Annotated in this window: 15 protein-coding genes; 11 read left to right on the top strand and 4 right to left on the bottom strand. The window is 40.4% G+C overall.

Annotation, left to right across the window (positions count from 1 at the left end):
• Positions 1–27 precede the first annotated feature (27 nt).
• A complete protein-coding gene (locus AB1Z56_RS07040) occupies positions 28–1,905 on the top strand; it encodes a RagB/SusD family nutrient uptake outer membrane protein (RefSeq protein ID WP_426791545.1) in 1,878 nt (625 codons plus the stop codon).
• A gap of 360 nt (positions 1,906–2,265) precedes the next feature.
• On the opposite strand, the gene AB1Z56_RS07035 is transcribed toward AB1Z56_RS07040, so the two are convergent.
• Positions 2,266–3,477: an MFS transporter gene (locus AB1Z56_RS07035; protein WP_426791544.1), complete on the bottom strand. Its 1,212-nt coding sequence runs from the start codon at positions 3,475–3,477 to the stop codon at positions 2,266–2,268.
• Positions 3,478–3,565: 88 nt separating this feature from the next.
• Positions 3,566–4,225, bottom strand: coding sequence for a FadR/GntR family transcriptional regulator (locus AB1Z56_RS07030; RefSeq protein ID WP_426791543.1), 660 nt, complete (start codon positions 4,223–4,225; stop codon positions 3,566–3,568).
• Between the two features lie 206 nt (positions 4,226–4,431).
• Here AB1Z56_RS07030 and AB1Z56_RS07025 point away from each other — a divergent pair, with 206 nt between their 5' ends.
• The 4 genes from AB1Z56_RS07025 (at position 4,432) to AB1Z56_RS07010 (ending at position 8,894) form a co-directional block, all read left to right on the top strand.
• Complete coding sequence (locus tag AB1Z56_RS07025; RefSeq protein ID WP_426791542.1) at positions 4,432–4,791, top strand: hypothetical protein; 360 nt, start codon at positions 4,432–4,434, stop codon at positions 4,789–4,791.
• 65 nt (positions 4,792–4,856) lie between these two features.
• Positions 4,857–5,648 carry a GLPGLI family protein gene (locus tag AB1Z56_RS07020; RefSeq protein ID WP_309359305.1) on the top strand — a complete coding sequence of 264 codons (792 nt, stop codon included), beginning with the start codon at positions 4,857–4,859 and terminating at the stop codon, positions 5,646–5,648.
• Entirely contained in the window at positions 5,617–8,319 is a 2,703-nt protein-coding gene (locus AB1Z56_RS07015) for a hypothetical protein (protein WP_426791541.1), read from the top strand. Before AB1Z56_RS07020 ends, AB1Z56_RS07015 begins: the two co-directional genes overlap by 32 nt.
• A 308-nt stretch (positions 8,320–8,627) precedes the next feature.
• A complete protein-coding gene (locus AB1Z56_RS07010; RefSeq protein ID WP_309359308.1) occupies positions 8,628–8,894 on the top strand; it encodes a hypothetical protein in 267 nt (88 codons plus the stop codon).
• 80 nt (positions 8,895–8,974) lie between these two features.
• Here the strand turns inward: AB1Z56_RS07010 and AB1Z56_RS07005 are convergent, their stop codons facing one another.
• Positions 8,975–10,552: a Na+/H+ antiporter gene (locus AB1Z56_RS07005; RefSeq protein ID WP_426791540.1), complete on the bottom strand. Its 1,578-nt coding sequence runs from the start codon at positions 10,550–10,552 to the stop codon at positions 8,975–8,977.
• 215 nt (positions 10,553–10,767) lie between these two features.
• On the opposite strand from AB1Z56_RS07005, the gene AB1Z56_RS07000 reads away from it, so the two are divergent.
• Positions 10,768–11,904 (top strand): YdcF family protein, encoded by a 1,137-nt coding sequence (locus AB1Z56_RS07000; protein WP_426791539.1) that lies wholly within the window; start codon positions 10,768–10,770, stop codon positions 11,902–11,904.
• Between the two features lie 98 nt (positions 11,905–12,002).
• Here the strand turns inward: AB1Z56_RS07000 and AB1Z56_RS06995 are convergent, their stop codons facing one another.
• Positions 12,003–12,482, bottom strand: coding sequence for an Lrp/AsnC family transcriptional regulator (locus AB1Z56_RS06995; protein WP_309359314.1), 480 nt, complete (start codon positions 12,480–12,482; stop codon positions 12,003–12,005).
• A 191-nt stretch (positions 12,483–12,673) separates the two neighbouring features.
• Between AB1Z56_RS06995 and eat the strand changes: the two genes are divergently transcribed.
• The 5 genes from eat to AB1Z56_RS06970 are packed head-to-tail and all read left to right on the top strand — an operon-like array spanning position 12,674 to position 18,624.
• Entirely contained in the window at positions 12,674–13,996 is a 1,323-nt protein-coding gene (eat, locus tag AB1Z56_RS06990) for an ethanolamine permease (protein ID WP_426791538.1), read from the top strand.
• On the top strand, positions 13,993–15,354 hold the full coding sequence (locus AB1Z56_RS06985; protein ID WP_426791537.1) for a glutamine synthetase family protein: 1,362 nt from the start codon (positions 13,993–13,995) through the stop codon (positions 15,352–15,354). Before eat ends, AB1Z56_RS06985 begins: the two co-directional genes overlap by 4 nt.
• Positions 15,355–15,361: 7 nt before the next feature.
• Positions 15,362–16,519 carry an iron-containing alcohol dehydrogenase gene (locus AB1Z56_RS06980; protein WP_426791536.1) on the top strand — a complete coding sequence of 386 codons (1,158 nt, stop codon included), beginning with the start codon at positions 15,362–15,364 and terminating at the stop codon, positions 16,517–16,519.
• Entirely contained in the window at positions 16,506–17,270 is a 765-nt protein-coding gene (locus AB1Z56_RS06975) for a gamma-glutamyl-gamma-aminobutyrate hydrolase family protein (protein WP_313263237.1), read from the top strand. Before AB1Z56_RS06980 ends, AB1Z56_RS06975 begins: the two co-directional genes overlap by 14 nt.
• Positions 17,248–18,624 (top strand): aldehyde dehydrogenase family protein, encoded by a 1,377-nt coding sequence (locus AB1Z56_RS06970; RefSeq protein ID WP_426791535.1) that lies wholly within the window; start codon positions 17,248–17,250, stop codon positions 18,622–18,624. The genes AB1Z56_RS06975 and AB1Z56_RS06970 overlap by 23 nt, the downstream gene beginning before the upstream one ends.
• Positions 18,625–18,749 lie beyond the last annotated feature (125 nt).

The raw sequence follows: 18,749 nt of genomic DNA, 5'->3' as shown, positions 1-18,749 counted from the left end.
TTATTAAGAACTTAACGAAGAAGAAAAATGAAAAAAATTAAGAATATATCACTTATACTACTTGTACTTTCTGCATCATTACAAGCTTGTAATGATGATTTTGTCAGCACGAAGCCACTCAGTGAAGTGCCACAGGAGATCGTTTGGTCAGACGCTGGGTTGTCCGAGGCTTTCGTGACAGAAATCTATAACGGTTTTGGAGTAGGAGGCTTTTATGAACAAGAAATGGCATCTATGACAGACGAAGCCTTATTTACACACCCTAATCGGGGGATAAATACCGTTACTGAATCTCGATCAAACCCAGCCGATCAAGGTTATATTATGGACACTTACGAATATGGCCGGATGTATACGCGTATCCGGGCAACTAATATTGCAATCTCCAATCTGAGTGCACCCAAGTTTGACAAGGTGAAAGCCGATAAGCTGCTAGGTGAGGCTTATTTCCTGCGTGGGTATTATTATCAACAGCTCTTACGTTTTTATGGTGGCATCCCTATCGACAATAAAATATATACATTAAACGATAAAGATTACATGGTTCCAAGGAACAGCTATGAGGAGTGTGTCAATGCAATCGTGAAGGATCTAGACAGCGCAGCTCTTTTGCTAAAGGGGATTTCATCGGCAAAGGGACGTGCAAATGAAACTGCAGTATTAGCTTTGAAATCAAGAGTGTTGTTATATGCTGCCAGCGATCTCCATGATGCAAATAAAGCAAAGGTGAAATCTACATTATTAGCAGGCTATAAAAATCCGGAGTATTTAATGTATACTAGTGGCAACCAAATGGAACGCTGGACAAAAGCAAAAGCCGCAGCAAAAGCCGTACTGGATCATACAGAATTCGCCTATAAGTTAGACTTAACTAAACCAGCTTCGCCAAGTGATGGTACTTCCAACTATATGGCCGTTTCATTAGGAGGGGGGAGCAAGACCGTTGATTTTACTGCAGGGAAGGACATTATTTTAGGTAGATTTTTTATTGACGAAAAGGATGAACGTGGGGGCTGGGTAGGACGAGATAATGGTCCAAATGGCTATCATAACTGGGCAGGAAATACACCGATACAACTTTTGGTAGACGATTACGAGACTAGTGATGGCCAAAAGTTTAATTGGTCAAATCCGACTATGGCAGCCAGTCCATATCAAAATCGCGACCCACGTTTAAAAGCAACCATCTTATATGACGGTGCAGATTGGAAACCAAGGACGGCTGATGTCGCTGAAAGAGATAAGGTAAATCAAATTCAAACTGGCCAATATGAAATAATGAATGCCAAAGGACAGAAGATTATCCAGTTTGGTCTTGATACAAGAAAGAGTCCAATTGAAGACTGGAATGGTTCCCGGACAGGTTATTACATTCGTAAATTTACCGATCCTGATCCTACAATGGAGGACCAAAACACAAGACAACGGATTCCTTGGCCAATGTTCCGTTACACGGAAGCAATATTGAACTACGTAGAAGCATGTATTGAATTGGGAGAAGAGAATGAAGCTAAAATATGGTTAAACAAGATCCGTTTTAGAGCTGGAATGCCCGCAATTCCGACAGCGGAAACTGGGACGGCCTTAAAAGCGCGTTATAGAAACGAGCGTCGGATTGAATTGGCCTACGAAGAGCATCGTTTCTTCGACGCTCGACGCTGGATGATAGCTGCAGAAACTATAGGTCGTAAGGCAAATATTATAAATATCACTGGAACGCTCAAGGCTGGTAAAAATGTAACTCTTTACCAATATAATCCAGATAATTATACATATACATATGTTGTTTCAAATATTGATCCGGGGATTGAAAACAGGAACTGGGATGACAAGATGTACTTCACGTCATTACATCGCGATGAGGTTAATCGAAATACAAAATTGATTCAAAATCCAGGTTATTAGCATTTAAAGAAGCTGTCCAAAATGGACAGCTTTTTTTACGGCTAGATACCTATTGTGTTCGTACCTGCTTCGGAAAGCCTTCGGAGCTGAACATATGAGAATCGCCTATTGCTCAATTCCTGACCGGTATTTTCCTGTTCGGAGACTGGTCAATATCTGTTCAGCATCTGTACAGGATCTGTTGATGATCCGAAGCAGGTCCGAATATGGTACGAAGCAAAGCTCTCCCGGCTCGCTTATTGCAGGTATTTTTCACCGGATTTCACCATACCGCTTTGGGTAGGTTGAAGCTGTATCTGCTATTCAAAGATAATGTCCACAAGACGGGTGACTGACTTTTCGGACATACTGATTTTATAATTACTTTTTCTTCCGATTTATATTAGGCAATAGCCCTGTAACTATTCCGATTAATGGAAGATAAGCACAAATATTGAATACATATTCGATCGACGTTCGATCTGCAAGCCAGCCCAATACAGCCGAACCAATTCCCCCCATACCAAAAGCGAAACCAAAAAATAAACCAGCAATCATACCAACCTTTCCCGGGATGAGGTCTGTTGCATAGACCAGGATAGCAGAAAATGCAGAAGAGATAATAAGACCAATTAAAATAGCGAGGATAATCGTTACCCCCAGACCGACATGCGGTAATAGTAAGGTGAAAGGCGCTGCTCCGAGAATCGATACCCAGATAATTAGCTTACGTCCATAGCGATCTCCCAAAGGTCCCCCTAATATAGTTCCTGCAGCAACAGAAGCAAGGAATATGAATAAGTAGATTTGAGATTCTTGGACTGAAACATGGAATTTATTGATCAGATAGAAGGTAAAATAACTGGTCATCGAAGCCATGTAAAAGTATTTGGAAAAGATAAGCACCAAAAGAATAACAAGCGCAAATATCACTTTTGACTTTGGCAGATCCGATTTTAGGGCACTTACGGAAGCAGTCTGTGTTTTGGGTTTGAGATGTATCTGATACCAGTTACCGACATAAGTAAGAATCATAACTGCTACAATGGCCAATACACCAAACACACCGATGTATTGCTGGCCCAATGGGATAACTATAAGCGCCACGAGCAGTGGACCTATTGCACCACCCGCGTTACCTCCGACTTGGAAAATTGACTGTGCGAGACCTTTTTTACCTCCAGAAGCTAAATGGGCAACTCGAGAAGCTTCGGGGTGAAAAATGGACGAGCCCATCCCAATCAGACTAACAGAAAGGAGGATATAGATAAAGTTTGATGCAAATGAAATGCATATCAAACCTGCCAAAGAGAAAAGCATACCAATGGCAAGCGAGCGAGGTGTAGGCTTTTTATCCGTATACAAACCTACAAAGGGTTGCAAAATAGACGCCGTAAGCTGAAAAACCAGCGTGATTATACCAATTTGGGTAAAACTAAGAGCATAATTTGATTTCAACATGGGGTACACTGCTGGGATGACAGATTGAATCAAGTCGTTGAGCAAATGTGAAATACTAATTGCAAATAGGATTGGATAGACAGTCTCGGAACTTTTCCAAGCGCCACTTGGATTTAATGATTGTGTTTTCATAAAGGGAGTATTCATCAGGTCATCTGATGTTTTAAGTGGTAAAAATAGATTATTCTAAAATTATTGTTTCTCATGCGTTACGAGAAAATTACAGATGTTGGATAATTCGGTTAGCAATATCGACAGCTTTGTTGACTTCTTTGTCTTTGATTGCCAACATCAGTTCCTCGTGTTGTCGCTGTGAAGCAAGGAAGGGAGCTGTATCCTTATAAACAGTCATAAAAAACTTATTAACATGGATTGACAAGGTTGTGTACAAAGCGGTCAAAATATTATTTCCACATGATTCTGCAATCGCACTGTGAAAAGCAATATCTGCATCCACACACGCGGTCAAATTTCCATTTTCGGCATATTTAGCTCTATTTTTAAGTGCTTGTGCCATATCTTTGAGACCTTTTGTTGTACGATTTAGAGCTGCTTTTTCGATAATTCGTAATTCCAAAACGTGTCTAACTTCAAAAATATCGTTAAAATTGGCTTTTTCAATTTTTGAATCGAGTGCATGATGGCCAGTAGTGCTTTTCACAAAGGTACCTAAACCCTGTTGGACATTTAGATAGCCAGATTGACTTAAATATTTGACAGCTTCGCGAATAGTCGATCTACCAACGGCAAATTGTTTCATCAATTCCGGTTCTGCAGGAAGCTTAGATTCCACAGGGAATTCACCCAATCGAATTTTTTCTTCTATTGCGGCAGCAACTTCCTCTGCCAAGGATCTCCGTACGATAGCTTCGGTTTTCATATAGTCATATCATCTGATGTTTGTAAAGGTAATAGAATTATTTTAATTCTTCTTATTCTTTTTCAAAAGTTTGTTCAAACCAACCGAATATTGTCCGTGTGGTACCAGATATTTATTACAGGTTTTACAGCATCAAATTTATTGGCAGTTTTATGATAATTAACAAGGAAGATGGTCTTCCAATGTATTATCTAAAACTTAGAAACATGAAAAAATTATTGATGAGTTTCGCAGCGCTGGCCTTGATGTCATCCGCTACTTTTGCGAAGACAAACACTAAAACGGTAGAGAACAAGACCGCAGAAAAAACCGTGCTTTACAAAAATGCCGCAACCAAGACCAATTTAAACATCATTGGTGAAGCAAAAGAGATCAAGTTGGGAAAATTCCGCACGCTCTGCAGATTGACGATGAGTATTTACAACACCAGCGGTCAGCTAATTGATACGCAGGTTCTTACGTACACAAGTTATGGTGCAAATGATATGTTTTATAGCAGTTGCGGCGCATGGTTCAGCGCAACTATCCAGAATTATCAAAACTATTATGGTAATCCCAATCATTAGGTACTAATTAATCAAATTTATTTGGCGGGAGCGTTTGCGCTCTCGCTTAAACTTTATTCGAAACAATGAAAAAGCAACTTTTATTTCTAATGCTTACATGTGCATCGTTTACAACCTATGCACAGAAATTACACGCCTCCTATGAATACATTCCCTCTGCTATAGCCACTTTTAAGGAAGATGTCTATTACGAAAATGGGAGCAAAATAGCTGTACGGGATTCTGTTCCCCTTAAAACAACGGTAGGAGAAATTGAAACTCCCGACGGAGAAATTGCGTCTAGCTTCTCCATGGTTCTGAATACCGGCGCCAGTTATAGACGTATTGTTATGCAGCAGGCCAATGTAGATGCTCTTCAGGAAACGCGCGCGCTCCAAGGTGTTAACTATATCGTCAATGATGATTTTCCTAAATTATCCTGGAATACAGACTATCGAGACATCGATACCTTAGGTAAATTTATTTGTCATAAAGCAACAACGACCTATCGTGGAACTAAACTGACCGCATATTATACAAACGATATCCCAGTTCCTGTCGGCCCATATAAGTTTGGGGGCCTACCTGGACTTATCGTGATGTTGTATAATGAAAGTGCCACGCCTAATTATTGGATGCTTAAAGAGGTATCGTATCCTTATGCGGGTGATGTTCCAGTTAGTAAGTCCTACATAAATTCTTTACCAGCATTATCTCTTCAGGAATTCGTTCAGAAAGATGAAGCTGTCATCCAGGAGCAGATGCGAATTATGGAAAGTAAAATGCCGGCAATGGAAGGTGTAACAGTTGAAAGAAAGAAAGTTCGCGGTACAGTAGAACAAGTTTATGAATGGGAAAAATCAAATAAAGAGAATTAGGGTCCCAGCACGATGTGCATGGCTATTTGTCGGCATGTGGATGACCATTTCCGTTTCACAGGCACAGGTATGTGTGAGCGGAAAGGTCACATCGGCGGGAAAGCCGCTCGGTAGTGTACGTGTCGATCTTTGTTCCGCAGATAGTAGTGGGCTCATCCAATATACCTTTACCAATCAGTTTGGGCAATATCGGTTTGACGGTATCCAGTTAGATCAGATTGTTTTACGTTTTAAAGCACTGAGCTACAACACGCTGAATGAACCTGTTTTGTTAAAAAAAACGGATACGATATTGAATGTTGAGCTATCCGCGGGAGGTGTCGAAAGATTGCAGGAGGTTCTTGTCCATGCAAAACGGCCCTATAGACTTGGCCGGGATACTATTGAACTTCAAACAAGTTCCTTTCTGCAAGGAGATGAGCGGACTGTTGAAGATCTTCTTAGGAAAATTCCAGGATTGAGCGTAGGAAATGATGGTATCATTAAGATAGGAGATAAGGAAGTAGAAAAAGTTATGGTTGAAGGGGATGACCTGTTTGGGAAAGGTTACCGACTCCTTACACAAAATATGTCTGTACAGCCTTTGGAAAAGGTACAGATCTTGCAACGATATTCGAATAATAAACATCTCAAAGGTATTGAAAATTCCGATAAAGTAGCACTGAATCTATCACTCAAAGCAGATAGTAAAAGTCAATGGATTGGATCGGCCGCTATTTCAGGGACACCTGTTGGTAAGCAATATTATTCTGGAAGTATCAATGTAATGAATTTTGGCAAAAAAAATAAATACTATCTTCTAAGTAGTGCCAATAATAACGGGGTTGATGCAGTCAGTAGCATCAATCACTTACTCTATTCCGGTCAAACAGATGAAGCGGGACAAATTGGTGCTGAAGTAACTACACCGACTATCATCGATAATAGTCTGGAACTTCCGGGATTTGACTATAGACGTACAAATTTCAATCGAGATATGTTGCATTCATTTAATATGATCCTGAACCCGCTAGAACATTTGAAAGTTAAATGGCTCGGTTTTGTTAATCTGACCAAGAAATCATTCTATCGCAATACCATTCAAACTTATCATGTTGAGGATATCAGTTTTACCAACAGAGAGAACAATGAGTTTAGCAAAGAGGCAAACAACTATTTCTCAAAGTGGGAACTGCAATATGATATCGACAAGCGTTCAACTCTTGTCTATACTGGAAATCTGGGGTCTCTTCAAAGGAATGACAATGGGAGCATTCTCTTTAATGATGTTGCAAGCAAAGAATTAACATGGGGTAAAGGTGTGTTGACTAACCATAATATAACACATACCTTTAAGGTTTCGCCATCTGCAGCACTTGTCAGTTCAGCCCGCTGGATCCTGCAGCGGTCACCGCTGGATTATGGTCTAGATCAGTACTATTATGAAGATCTCTTTCAAACAAAGGATGTAGCAAATGTAACACAACATATCGAAAATGATCTCCAATATTTGGGTATCACCTCCCAGTATGTAAAGAAATCAATCCAAGGTGATTATTTGGAATTGGCTCTTAGCAACGAATACAAAGATCAAAAACTGCTTACAAACCTTTTTCTCCATACCAATGATGGTCAAGCACTATCACCCAATGGATTTAACAATTATTTACATCTCAGATCCAATAACAGCAGTATTTTGGCAAAATATACAATAAAACGTAAAAAATGGGAATTAACACCGCAGCTGAGAGCCGGATTTGCAGCTAGCCGATGGGGTGATCTATCAACTGAAAATCAGAAAAATTATTTGCAATTCTCACCCAGTTTATCCACCAGATGGTCAATGTATCATAAGGGAAAGCTAGAAGCAACATTCTCATTAAGACAGAATAATAGTGAGCTAACAGATATAGTACCGAATTACTACACCATAGGGATTAGAAATTTTGTAAAAGGACTGGATAATATTGCTTTGCTGACTAATTACGGTGGTGTCATTTCTTACACGCAAGGTAATTTGTTGGATAGATTTTTTGGAAGCTTATCCCTGGGGCATCATACTTTTTCCAATTATATCAGCACCAGTAGTTTGATAAATCCCAATTTCACCATAAACCGACAAATTGTGCTGAAGAATAAGAAATCTTCATTTTTTAAAGCACAACTCAATTATTACCTGAAGCCATTAAATGGTAATCTCAAGTTTGATGTTGAAGGTCGTTATTCTTCCTATGAAACCGCTGTTGAAGGGTTAGGTATCCGACAGGTTCATACGGACTCCTATGATTATGGGCTTTCGTTCAGAAGTGTTTGGAGATCTCGATTGAATATCTATGGCGGTTATCGGATAGAGTCGAAATCCTATACAGTTGAAAATAAGATGCAATTAAAAAATACCTATGGTTTCCTCCAGCTCTTTTTAAATATGGGAACTGGTATACAGGCAAATTTAAAAAATGAATCTTATCATTTCGGTGATTTTATGGGCTCAAAATCAAAGGCATATTATTTTTCAGATTTCTCAATTTCCTATGACGTAAAGAAAATCAAAACCAGATTTGATATTACTGCTAAAAATATATTTAATAATAGGACCTTTCAACAGGCTCTCCTTACGGATACCTATCAAGCAATTACATCATATCAGCTTTTGCCGCGCTATGTATCTTTTGGAATTGATTACAGTTTTTAATGATGCCTATATCCGAAAATGCTGAAATCCGTTGTTCAAAGATTTTAGTGTTCATGTTTTTCAGCAATCCTTTGCCGACAATGAAATGAGATCAAGAGAGTTAGTAAATCTTACAGCAGAACAGCGTTATTTAAAGCTTATGAATGAACAACCGGACTTATTACATCTTGGCCCAATGCGTTTGATAAGCGTATAGTTATTGGGTGATAGAGTTGGTGGTTTCAACAGTATTACTAAGATAGAATCCAGTTTGATTGGAAACGTTATAAAGCGAATGCAATGAGCTAATTTTTTGTTAATTTGCATCCATGTCAAACCAAACAAATAATTATCAATTATTTTCCAAAGAGATCTTATCGCTTTGGAAAAGCCAAGATGTATCTTATATTAAAGTAGAAGAGCTTTCTATTGTTCAGGGAATTACTTTTTTTGAGCTTATACCAGACTCCGAACTTTTGGATGACGGAGGAGCGGACACCCTTTATGCCATAGACTCTGAGGATGTTGAAGACATGCTTGTATTTAACAAAAATATCAAGTTTGTTGTTCACGATATTTATTTGGATGAAGATTAGTGCGTTTATTAGTTTAAGATCTGCAATAGCGTTTTTATTGCAGATCTTAAACGACAGCATCAAGCTGGTCTAGGGATGACCTAACTTCTCATATTCAATCTTTCCTCTTGAAGATCCAGTAAACGGAGGTGTTTTCTAATAATTTCTTCGTCCAACAAAAGCTCCTCACGGTTTTTATTAATAAGCCAGATACGTTGCGTTTCGAGAATGTCTATATAGATTTTTCGGTATTCTGCGTAGTTAATGATGATTTCGGAGCTCCGTAATTGATTTTCATATTTCTGCAATTGATCTTTCAGGGTTGGAAAACTTTCAACTTTATCTGCATAGTCGTTTCGGATTTTGTCAACTGCAACCTGAGCGAGTCTGTTCTGGATTTCATAATCGATTTCCTTTTCGCTTCTTACAAAATCTCTATCCACCAATTTGACTTTTCTTAATATAAAGGGAAGTGTTAATCCCTGGACAAGCAGCGTTAAAAGAATCACAACAAAAGTGATGAAAAGGATCAGGTTTCTTTGTGGGAAAGGGGTTCCGTCAGCTAAAGTTAATGGGATGGAAAGTGCTGCGGCCAAGGAAACAACACCGCGCATTCCAGTCCAACCGATGATTATAGGGGTCTGCCAACCTGGTGATTGTGCATCTGCAACTGTTATGAAGTTTCTCATGATCAATGTTGTAATTACTGCTGCGTATCCTGCAAACACCCGAACGAGAATCAGTACGACAGTAACGGCTACGCCATAGCCAATAGCTGTAGAAATATCCGTATCGCCTAAACCTGAAACAATTTCGGGTAAATCCAATCCGATAAGCATAAAAACTATACCATTCAGTAAAAAACAAAAGCTTTCCCATACTGTTACTGTGCGAATCCGGGATGCACTGCTCAAAAAATCATGGCTGCGATAAGAGAGGAATAAACCACCACTTACAACGGCCAATACGCCCGAAGCATGCAGCTGCTCCGTCACCAAGTACATTGAGAAAGGCGCGATGAAAGTGAGCAGTATATCTGTATTGGAATCGGTAGGTAAAAGTTTGTGCATTTTCAAAAAAATATATGCGATTGCAAGGCCAATTCCCACGCCGCCAATACACATCCAAATAAAGCTTCCGGCGGCTTGGTACCATACATACTGACCTGTCGCAGCGGCGACCATGGCAAATCGAAAAATGATTAAAGAAGAAGCATCATTCAGCAAACTTTCACCTTCGAGAATCGAAGCCAGCCTTTTTGGCACTTTTACAAATTTTAAAATTGCTCCAGCACTAACAGCGTCAGGAGGTGAAACGATGCCTCCGAGTAGGAAGCCGAGCGCTAAGGAAAATCCCGGAATGAAATAGTTTGCAAAAATCGCAACAGATAACGCTGTAAAGAACACGACAACAAAGGCAAAACTGAAAATAATCCTGCGCCAGCGCCAAAGTTCTTTCCATGAGGTCGACCAGGCAGCTTCATATAACAGTGGTGGAAGAAAAATTATAAATATTAACTCGGGTTCTATTTTTATGGGCGGAACTCCTGGTACAAAACTAATGGCTAGTCCAGCCAGTACCAGTAAAACAGGGTATGCAACCTGGATTTTTTTTGCCAGCATGATCAGCATAGTGATGAGTAGAACTAAAAATAGATAAAATTCAAAATTTTCTAACATATAAAAACTTTAGGTACCTAAATATAAATCAAATTTCTAGAAATATTTAGACTGACAGGATAGAGGGCAAAGCTTTTTTGCATCTCTCCAAATTTAAAGGGGCGATTCAATAATCGAGGAAGAAATAGGTATATTGACTATCTAACTTTTAATTTGTCTATTTTGTGACTAATAGTCAATCAGAAGTATTATTTTTAAGCCTATTTATATTTATCATGAAAAATCTAAGCTGCATAATAATCCTTCTATTTCTTTTTTTGAGCAATAGCTGGGCAAGTGGGCACAAAAATGTTCTATTGCTGCTCGGTTCGGCTAATCCTGATGTGCTGACACGTCGGGTGGATGTCGCTGCACAGCTTTACCGAATACGTAAGATAGATGCTGTTATTGTCTCGGGAGGATGTGGAGCTCATGGATCCAAGATTTGCGAGGCCTCTTCAATGGCTATGCAGCTCGCTGGTAAAGGTGTACCATCAAGCTTAATCTTCAAAGAAGAAAACTCGAAGACAACTGTGCAGAATTATATTTTCAGCAGACGTTTAAAAAATGAAGCTGGTCAGCGAATTATACAACGAGGAGATACGGTGTATGTCGTTTCGGACCATTGGCACGCTATCGCTGTTGCTGCTCGATTGGAGAAATATGATGGCGTGACCGCGAAATTTTTTATTGAAGGATCTATACAGCCAAAAAAGGAAGATCGACTGGATTATGCGGCTATATTTAATGGCTACGAAGATAATCACCTATTCACTTTGAAGGGGACCTGGCTCACTCCAGAAGCCGTATGGACAAAAAGAGATAGTATTTATTATCTGAGCCAAGACATTATCTATGCGACTGATTCCAGTAACTCATCCTACAACGTCAGTCCAGCAAAGAAACTGTTCCCATTTTTGGCAACGGGCTCAGAATTCAATCCGCCCATATTTGTTGATAACCGCTCGTTTTGGTATATTCTATTTGATGGTCGTTGTCGAAAAGTTTCAAAGAAGGATTTTACTATTTTACAGGATCAACCAATAAATGAATGGCTGACATTGCCAGACAGCCTAAATTGGAGTGAATTTAATACGGGATATATACAAACAAATAAGCTGGTACTGATCGGCAATGAGAAGATACTATTGGCGGAGAAAAATGGAAAGCAGTTTAACATGATAAAGATCACTTCAGCAGAACGATATTTCACTAACTGGCCATATAGCTGGGCCAAAGGCAATGTAAGTGCTGTTGGGCTAAAGAATGATAAAATTGTGCTATACCGCAATATGGAATCCGTGGAATGTGATCTTGGGTCAAGGACTATTGGAAATGCCACCGCGTTAAAGCTGAAATGGATTTCAAATTAAAACGGTCGTTATTTTACACCGGTATAAGTCCTGCCATGGCCTTCAGTAGGATCAGTCATCGTTGAAAGAGGAATGTGATATTGGTAAAAGAAAAAAGTTTAATCGTAATTTTGCGGGAGAAACAGAGGAAGACGGGTTGTATTCACAATTTCCTTCATCACAAAATAACTTTCCATATGTCTAATCCCTTTGATCGTCGCTAGTTTATTAAAATTGAATTCATGATAGTGATCAACATCCCTTACCATCACCTTTATTTGATAGTCAAATGCGCCCGTTACGTGAAAACATTCGACCACCTCTGGAAATTTTTGTATCTCTTCCATAAATAGTAGAGCACTTTCATTCGAATGCTTTTCCATGCTAATGGATACCAAGACCATCAAATTAAGATCAAGTTTTCTTCTATCCAACAGGTAGACACGCTGCTTTAAAACTGAGTTTGCTGTCAATTTCTTAATCCTTTCATATACTGGAGTCATTGATAAACTAACACGGTCTGATATTTCCTTGTTGCTTATGTTGGCATCCTGTTGCAACAGGTCCAAAATCATGAGATCCTTCTCATCCAATTTCATTAGGGCAGTAAATTAATTCTAAAAAAAATATTTCAAAGAATATAGTTAGATCCTATACACTATGAAAATGAATATAATAATATTGTTTTACTAAAATAGGTATAATTATAGATATATAACACTACAATTTAAACAATAAGTAGTAAATTTATTTTAGTTAATTACATCAATTTACCAACCTAAATAAAATTATGAGTGAGCCTCAATTAAAGAAAGTCCTTGGTCCTGTTATGTTGTGGGGTTTAGGTGTAGGCTATGTAATCTCGGGAATGTATTTTGGATGGAATCTCGGTTTGGCTGAGGGAGGCACATTGGGGTTAGCCATTGCTACAATATTCGTTATTATCATGTACCTGACATTCACCTTCAGCTATACGGAGATGGCCTGTGCGATTCCCAAAGCCGGTGGAGCCTTTGAATACGCCAATAGGGGATTGGGCAAGCACTTGGGATTTGTTGCTGGAATTGCACAAAATATTGAATTTGTGTTTGCTCCGCCTGCAATAGCAGCGGCAATAGGAGCTTACTTACATCTATTACACCCATCGGTTAGCTACCTGAGTTTTGCTATTGGAGCTTATCTCATTTTTACCTCGATGAATATTCTGGGCGTAAAGCTTGCTGCATCATTTGAATTAGTCGTGACAGTTTTGGCAGTTGTTGAATTATTGATATTCGCTGGTGTGACACTACCAGTATTCGAATTTTCCAATCTTGAACGTAATGCGCTGCCTCATGGCTTCTCCGGTATTTTTGCAGCAATTCCTTTTGCAATTTGGTTCTTTCTAGCTATTGAAGGCGTGGCTAATGTCGCGGAAGAAACAATCAATCCGCAGAAGAATGTATTAATTGGCTTTGGATCAGCAATCGTAACTTTAGTTGTACTCTGTATCATCACATTTTTATCTGCGGTTGGCGTCGCCGGCTGGGAAGCCGTTGTGTATCCTGTCGGCAGTACAGAGCCATCGGATTCACCATTGCCACTCGCCATTGCTAATGTGATTGATAATCACCATATTCTCTATAAATTACTCATAGGTGTTGGTCTTTTGGGGCTTATAGCCTCTTTTCACGGTATCATTCTCGCTGGTGGCAGGGCTACATTTGAGTTTGGAAGGGTAGGGTATGCACCCTCAATACTCGGGAAAGTACATTCGCGATTTAAAACCCCAGCCAATGCACTGCTGATCAATATGGCTATTGGGATCATAGCACTGCTTACGGGCAAGACAGCAGGCATTATTACCATCGCTTGCTTTGGTGCTATATGTCTTTACATTATATCTATGTGGTCATTTTTTGCTCTGCGAAAAAAAGAACCGATGCTGAAACGTCCCTTCAAAGTCCCTATGTATCCCATGTTTCCAATGATTGCGTTGATTATTGCCGTGGTGTGCCTTATTGCAATGATATATTATAACCCATTGACAGCCTTATTATTCTTTGGGCTTGTTATCTTATCCTATCTCTATTTCCTAATCTTCCTTGACAAGGACAAAACCATCAAATTATGATCGATAAAAATGAAATTATCTCCAAACTAAAAGAGAGTACAAGCACACATGTGAAAGTGGCTGTTGCCGATATAGACGGTGTTTTAAGGGGTAAATTTATGCACCGTGATAAGTTTATCTCTGCGCTTGACAATGAATTCGGATTTTGTTCGGTGGTGTTTGGATGGGATGTTAACGATCAGGTCTATGATAACGTGGAAATTACGGGTTGGCATACGGGATATGGCGATTTCCCTGCACGTATAGATGGAAATACATTTCGGCTAATTCCCTGGCAGGAAGATATTCCTTTTTTTCTAGCTGATTTTGATTCCCCAATTTCGCGGGATCAGAATGTATGCCCAAGATCACTCCTCAAAAATATTATTTCACAGTCAGAGGCTGCCGGGTATAAGCCAATTTTTTCACAGGAATTCGAGTGGTTTAATTTTGTGAAGGCAAATAACGGATCTTCAGTAAGTGTCTTCAAAGATATGATACCAATTACTTCAGGTATGTTTGGCTATTCCATCTTACGGATGTCCGATAATTATGGTTTTTTTCAGGACCTGTTAGCCATGCTGGAAAAGTTTGGTGTACCACTTGAAGGATTACATACAGAGACGGGACCAGGTGTACTTGAAGCTGCGATCCAATGCAGTGACGCTCTTGAAGCTGCAGATAGGGCGACACTCTTCAAATCTGCTGTAAAAGAAATTGGAAAGAAACATGGTATCACTGCGAGTTTCATGGCTAAGCAGACAAAAGAGCTGCCAGGTTGCAGTGGGCACATACATCAGAGCCTTTGGGATCTCAATAAAGACAGAAACCTCTTTTATGATAAAGGAGACCAGCTTGGAATGAGCCCACTGATGAAGCATTTTCTTGCAGGTCAATTGTATTGTTTGCCGGATATACTTCCGCTGTTTGCACCTACTGTTAACAGCTACAAAAGGTTAACTGAGGGGGCCTGGGCGCCGACAACACTGACTTGGGGCATAGATAACCGTACTACAGCGCTTCGGGTTATTGAAGGGGGAGCCAAAGCGACACGTATTGAACATCGTGTTGTTGGATCGGATGTGAATCCTTATCTGGCTATAGCTGCATGTTTAGCAAGTGGACTATATGGTATCAAACATAAGTTGTCACTAGAAAATGCACATACTGTTGGCAATGGCTATAAAGATCTCCAGCATGGGATCTTGCCAAGAAATCTATTTGAAGCCACTACCCGAATGGCACAATCAGAAGTAGCATCTCAATTATTTGGCGAAAAGTTTGTCGACCATTTCTGCAAATCCAGAATATGGGAGTGGCGGCAGTTTTCAGAACAAGTAACTGATTGGGAAACAAAAAGATATTTTGAAATTATTTAACTGAACGATGGATACAGCAAAAATTTATGGTTTTAATTTTCCGACGCCAATCCGTTTTGGTGCCGGAGCAATCAATGAACTGCCTGACTACCTGTTGGCGCACGGACTTAATCGTCCGTTGTTAGTAACCGATCCCACAATCGCCGAACTGCCATTTTTTAAAGATATTCAGCAGAAGTTGACTCATAAAGGGATTGATGTAATTGTCTTTTATGACCTGCACAAAAACCCCGTAAAATCAGACGTTCTTTTAGGTGGGGATGTATTTAGGGGGCAAAATAGAGATTCCATTATTGGTATTGGTGGTGGTGCGGCACTGGATGTTGCCCGAGCGATAGCTTTGCGTGCAAACCATCATCGGGACCTGTTTGACTATGATGATCTGATCGGCGGAGATATCTATGTGACCAATGAAATACCACCATTGATCACAGTACCGACGACAGCAGGAACAGGAAGCGAGGTAGGACGCAGCGCCATTATTTCCGAAGATGAAACCAAGAAAAAGCGGATTTTGTTTAGCCCGAGGTTAATGGCAAGGATAGTATTTGCGGATCCCTTGCTTACAATGGACCTTCCACCGTTTATTACGGCGGCGACGGGAATGGACGCCCTTACGCATAATATGGAAGCCTATCTGGCCAAAGGGTATCATCCGATGTGTGATGGTATAGCTCTTGAAGGAATGGCGATGGTAGCCAGCTCAATTGAGAAGGCCACTAAGGAGTCCGATTTGGCATCGCGTTCAAACATGCTTTTGGCGTCACTGATGGGGGCTATTGCCTTTCAAAAGGGATTAGGCGTGGTCCATAGCTTGGCACATCCTTTATCATCACTTCTCGACACGCATCATGGACTGGCCAATGCCGTGAATCTACCTTATGGAATGCAGTTTAATTATGCCGGTTTTGAAGATCGTTTCGAGCGTATGGCCATGGCCTTGGGGCTTGGTAACAACGCTGGAGATCGAGTCGTTGACTATCTATTTGATCTCAATACACGCTTAGGGCTTCCGACAAAACTATCGGCCATCGGTGTAGAAAAGCATCATTTGGAACCGCTATCGGAACTGGCATTTGCCGATTTTTGTCATCCATCAAACCCTAAACCTGTTAGTACAGCAGATTTTCGAGCTATTTATGAGACCGCATATGAAGGAAGGTAATATGGTAAAAATTGGTGTCAGCGCTTGTTTTTTCTATCCAGATATTGAAAGGGCAGTCTTTGGTCATAAGTCATTGAGCTATATGGAAAATGATATGGCCAGATGGATAGGTAAAAAAGGTGTACTCCCTGTGTTATTGCCTGATCTTGAGGGAACATTACTAGAAGATATCCTAGATCAGATGGACGGTATAATTCTTCAGGGGGGGAGTGATATAGCTCCACAGCATTATGGGGAGGAACCAATAGGTTCTTGGAAAGGGGATGCGTATAGGGATCAATATGAGTTAAAAATATTGGATTATGCCATGAAACACCATAAGCCGGTCTTAGGAATCTGCCGCGGCTTTCAGTTGATGAATGTGTATTTTGGAGGTACAATGTATCAGGATATCGCCAGCCAGCTACCTGAAGCGGGTCTACACCGATCAGCAAGCTTATATGATCAGATCAATCATCCGATACATATCGAACAAGGAACACTGTTCGACCGGTTATATGGCCATGTTCTTAACCCATTGGTCAACACTGTACATCATCAGGCGGTCAAAGATCTTGGCCGCGACCTCGAAGTATATGCGCGCTCGGAAGATGGATTTGTGGAAGCATTTGGCTATATTAAAGAGGCTCCGGGTAAGGTCATGGGCGTTCAATGGCATCCCGAATTTTCCCAAACACAGAAGGGAATACTTTTAGATGAAAATTTGATTTTTAATGTTTTTATCGAACATGCAAGACAACATAGAAATTAGGAATCCTGCAACTGGCGCTGTAGCGGCAACGTTGCCTTCTTCCACCACAGTTGAGTTGGAAAATACACTATCCTTACTAAAACAAGGGCAGCGGGACTGGGCTAAAGTCCCTTTACAAGATCGCTTGGAGTGCATCATACAGTTTGGGCAGCTGATCTTGGCAAATAAACAGGAACTTTCTGAAATCCTTACCAATGAAACGGGCAAACCCATAACACAATCACTTAACGAAATTAACGGCGCACAGAACCGTATTGAGCATCTTCGAAAAAATGCCACCAAATGGCTTTCAGAAGAGGTGGTAGTAAGTGAAGGAGCTACTTTGGAAAACATCCGATATGAACCTTTAGGGGTGATTGCTAATATCTCTGCATGGAATTTTCCATATAACGTCGGGTTTAATGTTTTTCTGTATGCTTTGGTTGCGGGCAATGCGGTTCTCTATAAACCATCTGAATTTGCTACTTTGACAGGCTTGCAGTTTGCAAAATATCTTTATCAGGCAGGCATTCCGGAAAATGTATTTCATTGTATTGTTGGAGATGGGAGGATTGGCGAGCATATCCTATCATTGCCATTGGATGGTTATTTCTTTACAGGATCCTACAAAACAGGCTTGCATATTGCCACGACGGTTGCACATAAACTGGTTCCGGTACAGCTTGAGTTAGGCGGAAAGGACCCGCTATATGTTGCCGACGATGTGGCAGATATCAAGCAGGCTGCGGTTTCGGCGGCGGAAGGAGCGTTCTACAATAATGGACAGAGCTGTTGTGCGGTTGAACGTATCTATGTTTCAGCGTTGATATACGACAGGTTTGTTGAGGCCTTTATTGAAGAAGTTGCGTCCTATAGGGTTGGTGATCCCATGGATGTAGACACGTTTATCGGTCCTTTAACTCGTGCCGAACAGTTGGTTGTTCTGGAGGATCAAGTAAAGGATGCGTTACAAAAGGGAGCACGACTACGATTAGGCGGTCATGTATTAGAGGGAAAAGGATATTATTATGCCCCTACAGTTTTCGACCATTGTGACCATCGTATGGCACTCATGTGCGACGAGACCTTTGGGCCATTAATTGGCATTCAAAAGGTCTCTTCCGATGAAGAAGCAATAGGTCTGATGCAAGATACAGCCTACGGCCTTACTGCAGCGGTATTTTCTTCAGATCGCGACAGAGCAATGCGTATTCTTGACCAGATGGATACTGGAACAGTATACTGGAATTGCTGCGACCGGGTAAGTCCTAATGTGCCTTGGTCTGGAAGACGAAATTCAGGGTTGGGTTCGACTTTGTCAGCCCAAGGTATCCGAGCGTTTGTTCAACCTAAAGCCTATCATTTAAGGCCCTAGTAACTAGATTTTATCTAATAGAGCCCATTATACAGATCATTCTTGGATAATGGGCTTTTCTTTTAGAGAATCACTCGTCTCGTATGAGAAGGCTGTAAGTTCTTAGGTCTTTGCATGAATAGGTA

Source organism: Sphingobacterium sp. WOUb80, from assembly GCF_050058145.1.
Classification (GTDB): Bacteria; Bacteroidota; Bacteroidia; order Sphingobacteriales; family Sphingobacteriaceae; genus Sphingobacterium.
The sequence above is the reverse complement of the archived record's forward strand: the minus strand, read 5'-3'. Positions and strand labels throughout refer to the sequence as shown.

Excerpts from the sequence above, each read along its gene's own strand:
- AB1Z56_RS07040 (WP_426791545.1), top strand. The coding sequence starts at position 28 with ATGAAAAAAATTAAGAATATATCACTTATACTACTTGTACTTTCTGCA.
- AB1Z56_RS07035 (WP_426791544.1), bottom strand. The coding sequence starts at position 3,477 with ATGAAAACACAATCATTAAATCCAAGTGGCGCTTGGAAAAGTTCCGAG.
- AB1Z56_RS07030 (WP_426791543.1), bottom strand. The coding sequence starts at position 4,225 with ATGAAAACCGAAGCTATCGTACGGAGATCCTTGGCAGAGGAAGTTGCT.
- AB1Z56_RS07025 (WP_426791542.1), top strand. The coding sequence starts at position 4,432 with ATGAAAAAATTATTGATGAGTTTCGCAGCGCTGGCCTTGATGTCATCC.
- AB1Z56_RS07020 (WP_309359305.1), top strand. The coding sequence starts at position 4,857 with ATGAAAAAGCAACTTTTATTTCTAATGCTTACATGTGCATCGTTTACA.
- AB1Z56_RS07015 (WP_426791541.1), top strand. The coding sequence starts at position 5,617 with ATGAATGGGAAAAATCAAATAAAGAGAATTAGGGTCCCAGCACGATGT.
- AB1Z56_RS07010 (WP_309359308.1), top strand. The coding sequence starts at position 8,628 with ATGTCAAACCAAACAAATAATTATCAATTATTTTCCAAAGAGATCTTA.
- AB1Z56_RS07005 (WP_426791540.1), bottom strand. The coding sequence starts at position 10,552 with ATGTTAGAAAATTTTGAATTTTATCTATTTTTAGTTCTACTCATCACT.
- AB1Z56_RS07000 (WP_426791539.1), top strand. The coding sequence starts at position 10,768 with ATGAAAAATCTAAGCTGCATAATAATCCTTCTATTTCTTTTTTTGAGC.
- AB1Z56_RS06995 (WP_309359314.1), bottom strand. The coding sequence starts at position 12,482 with ATGAAATTGGATGAGAAGGATCTCATGATTTTGGACCTGTTGCAACAG.
- eat (WP_426791538.1), top strand. The coding sequence starts at position 12,674 with ATGAGTGAGCCTCAATTAAAGAAAGTCCTTGGTCCTGTTATGTTGTGG.
- AB1Z56_RS06985 (WP_426791537.1), top strand. The coding sequence starts at position 13,993 with ATGATCGATAAAAATGAAATTATCTCCAAACTAAAAGAGAGTACAAGC.
- AB1Z56_RS06980 (WP_426791536.1), top strand. The coding sequence starts at position 15,362 with ATGGATACAGCAAAAATTTATGGTTTTAATTTTCCGACGCCAATCCGT.
- AB1Z56_RS06975 (WP_313263237.1), top strand. The coding sequence starts at position 16,506 with ATGAAGGAAGGTAATATGGTAAAAATTGGTGTCAGCGCTTGTTTTTTC.
- AB1Z56_RS06970 (WP_426791535.1), top strand. The coding sequence starts at position 17,248 with ATGCAAGACAACATAGAAATTAGGAATCCTGCAACTGGCGCTGTAGCG.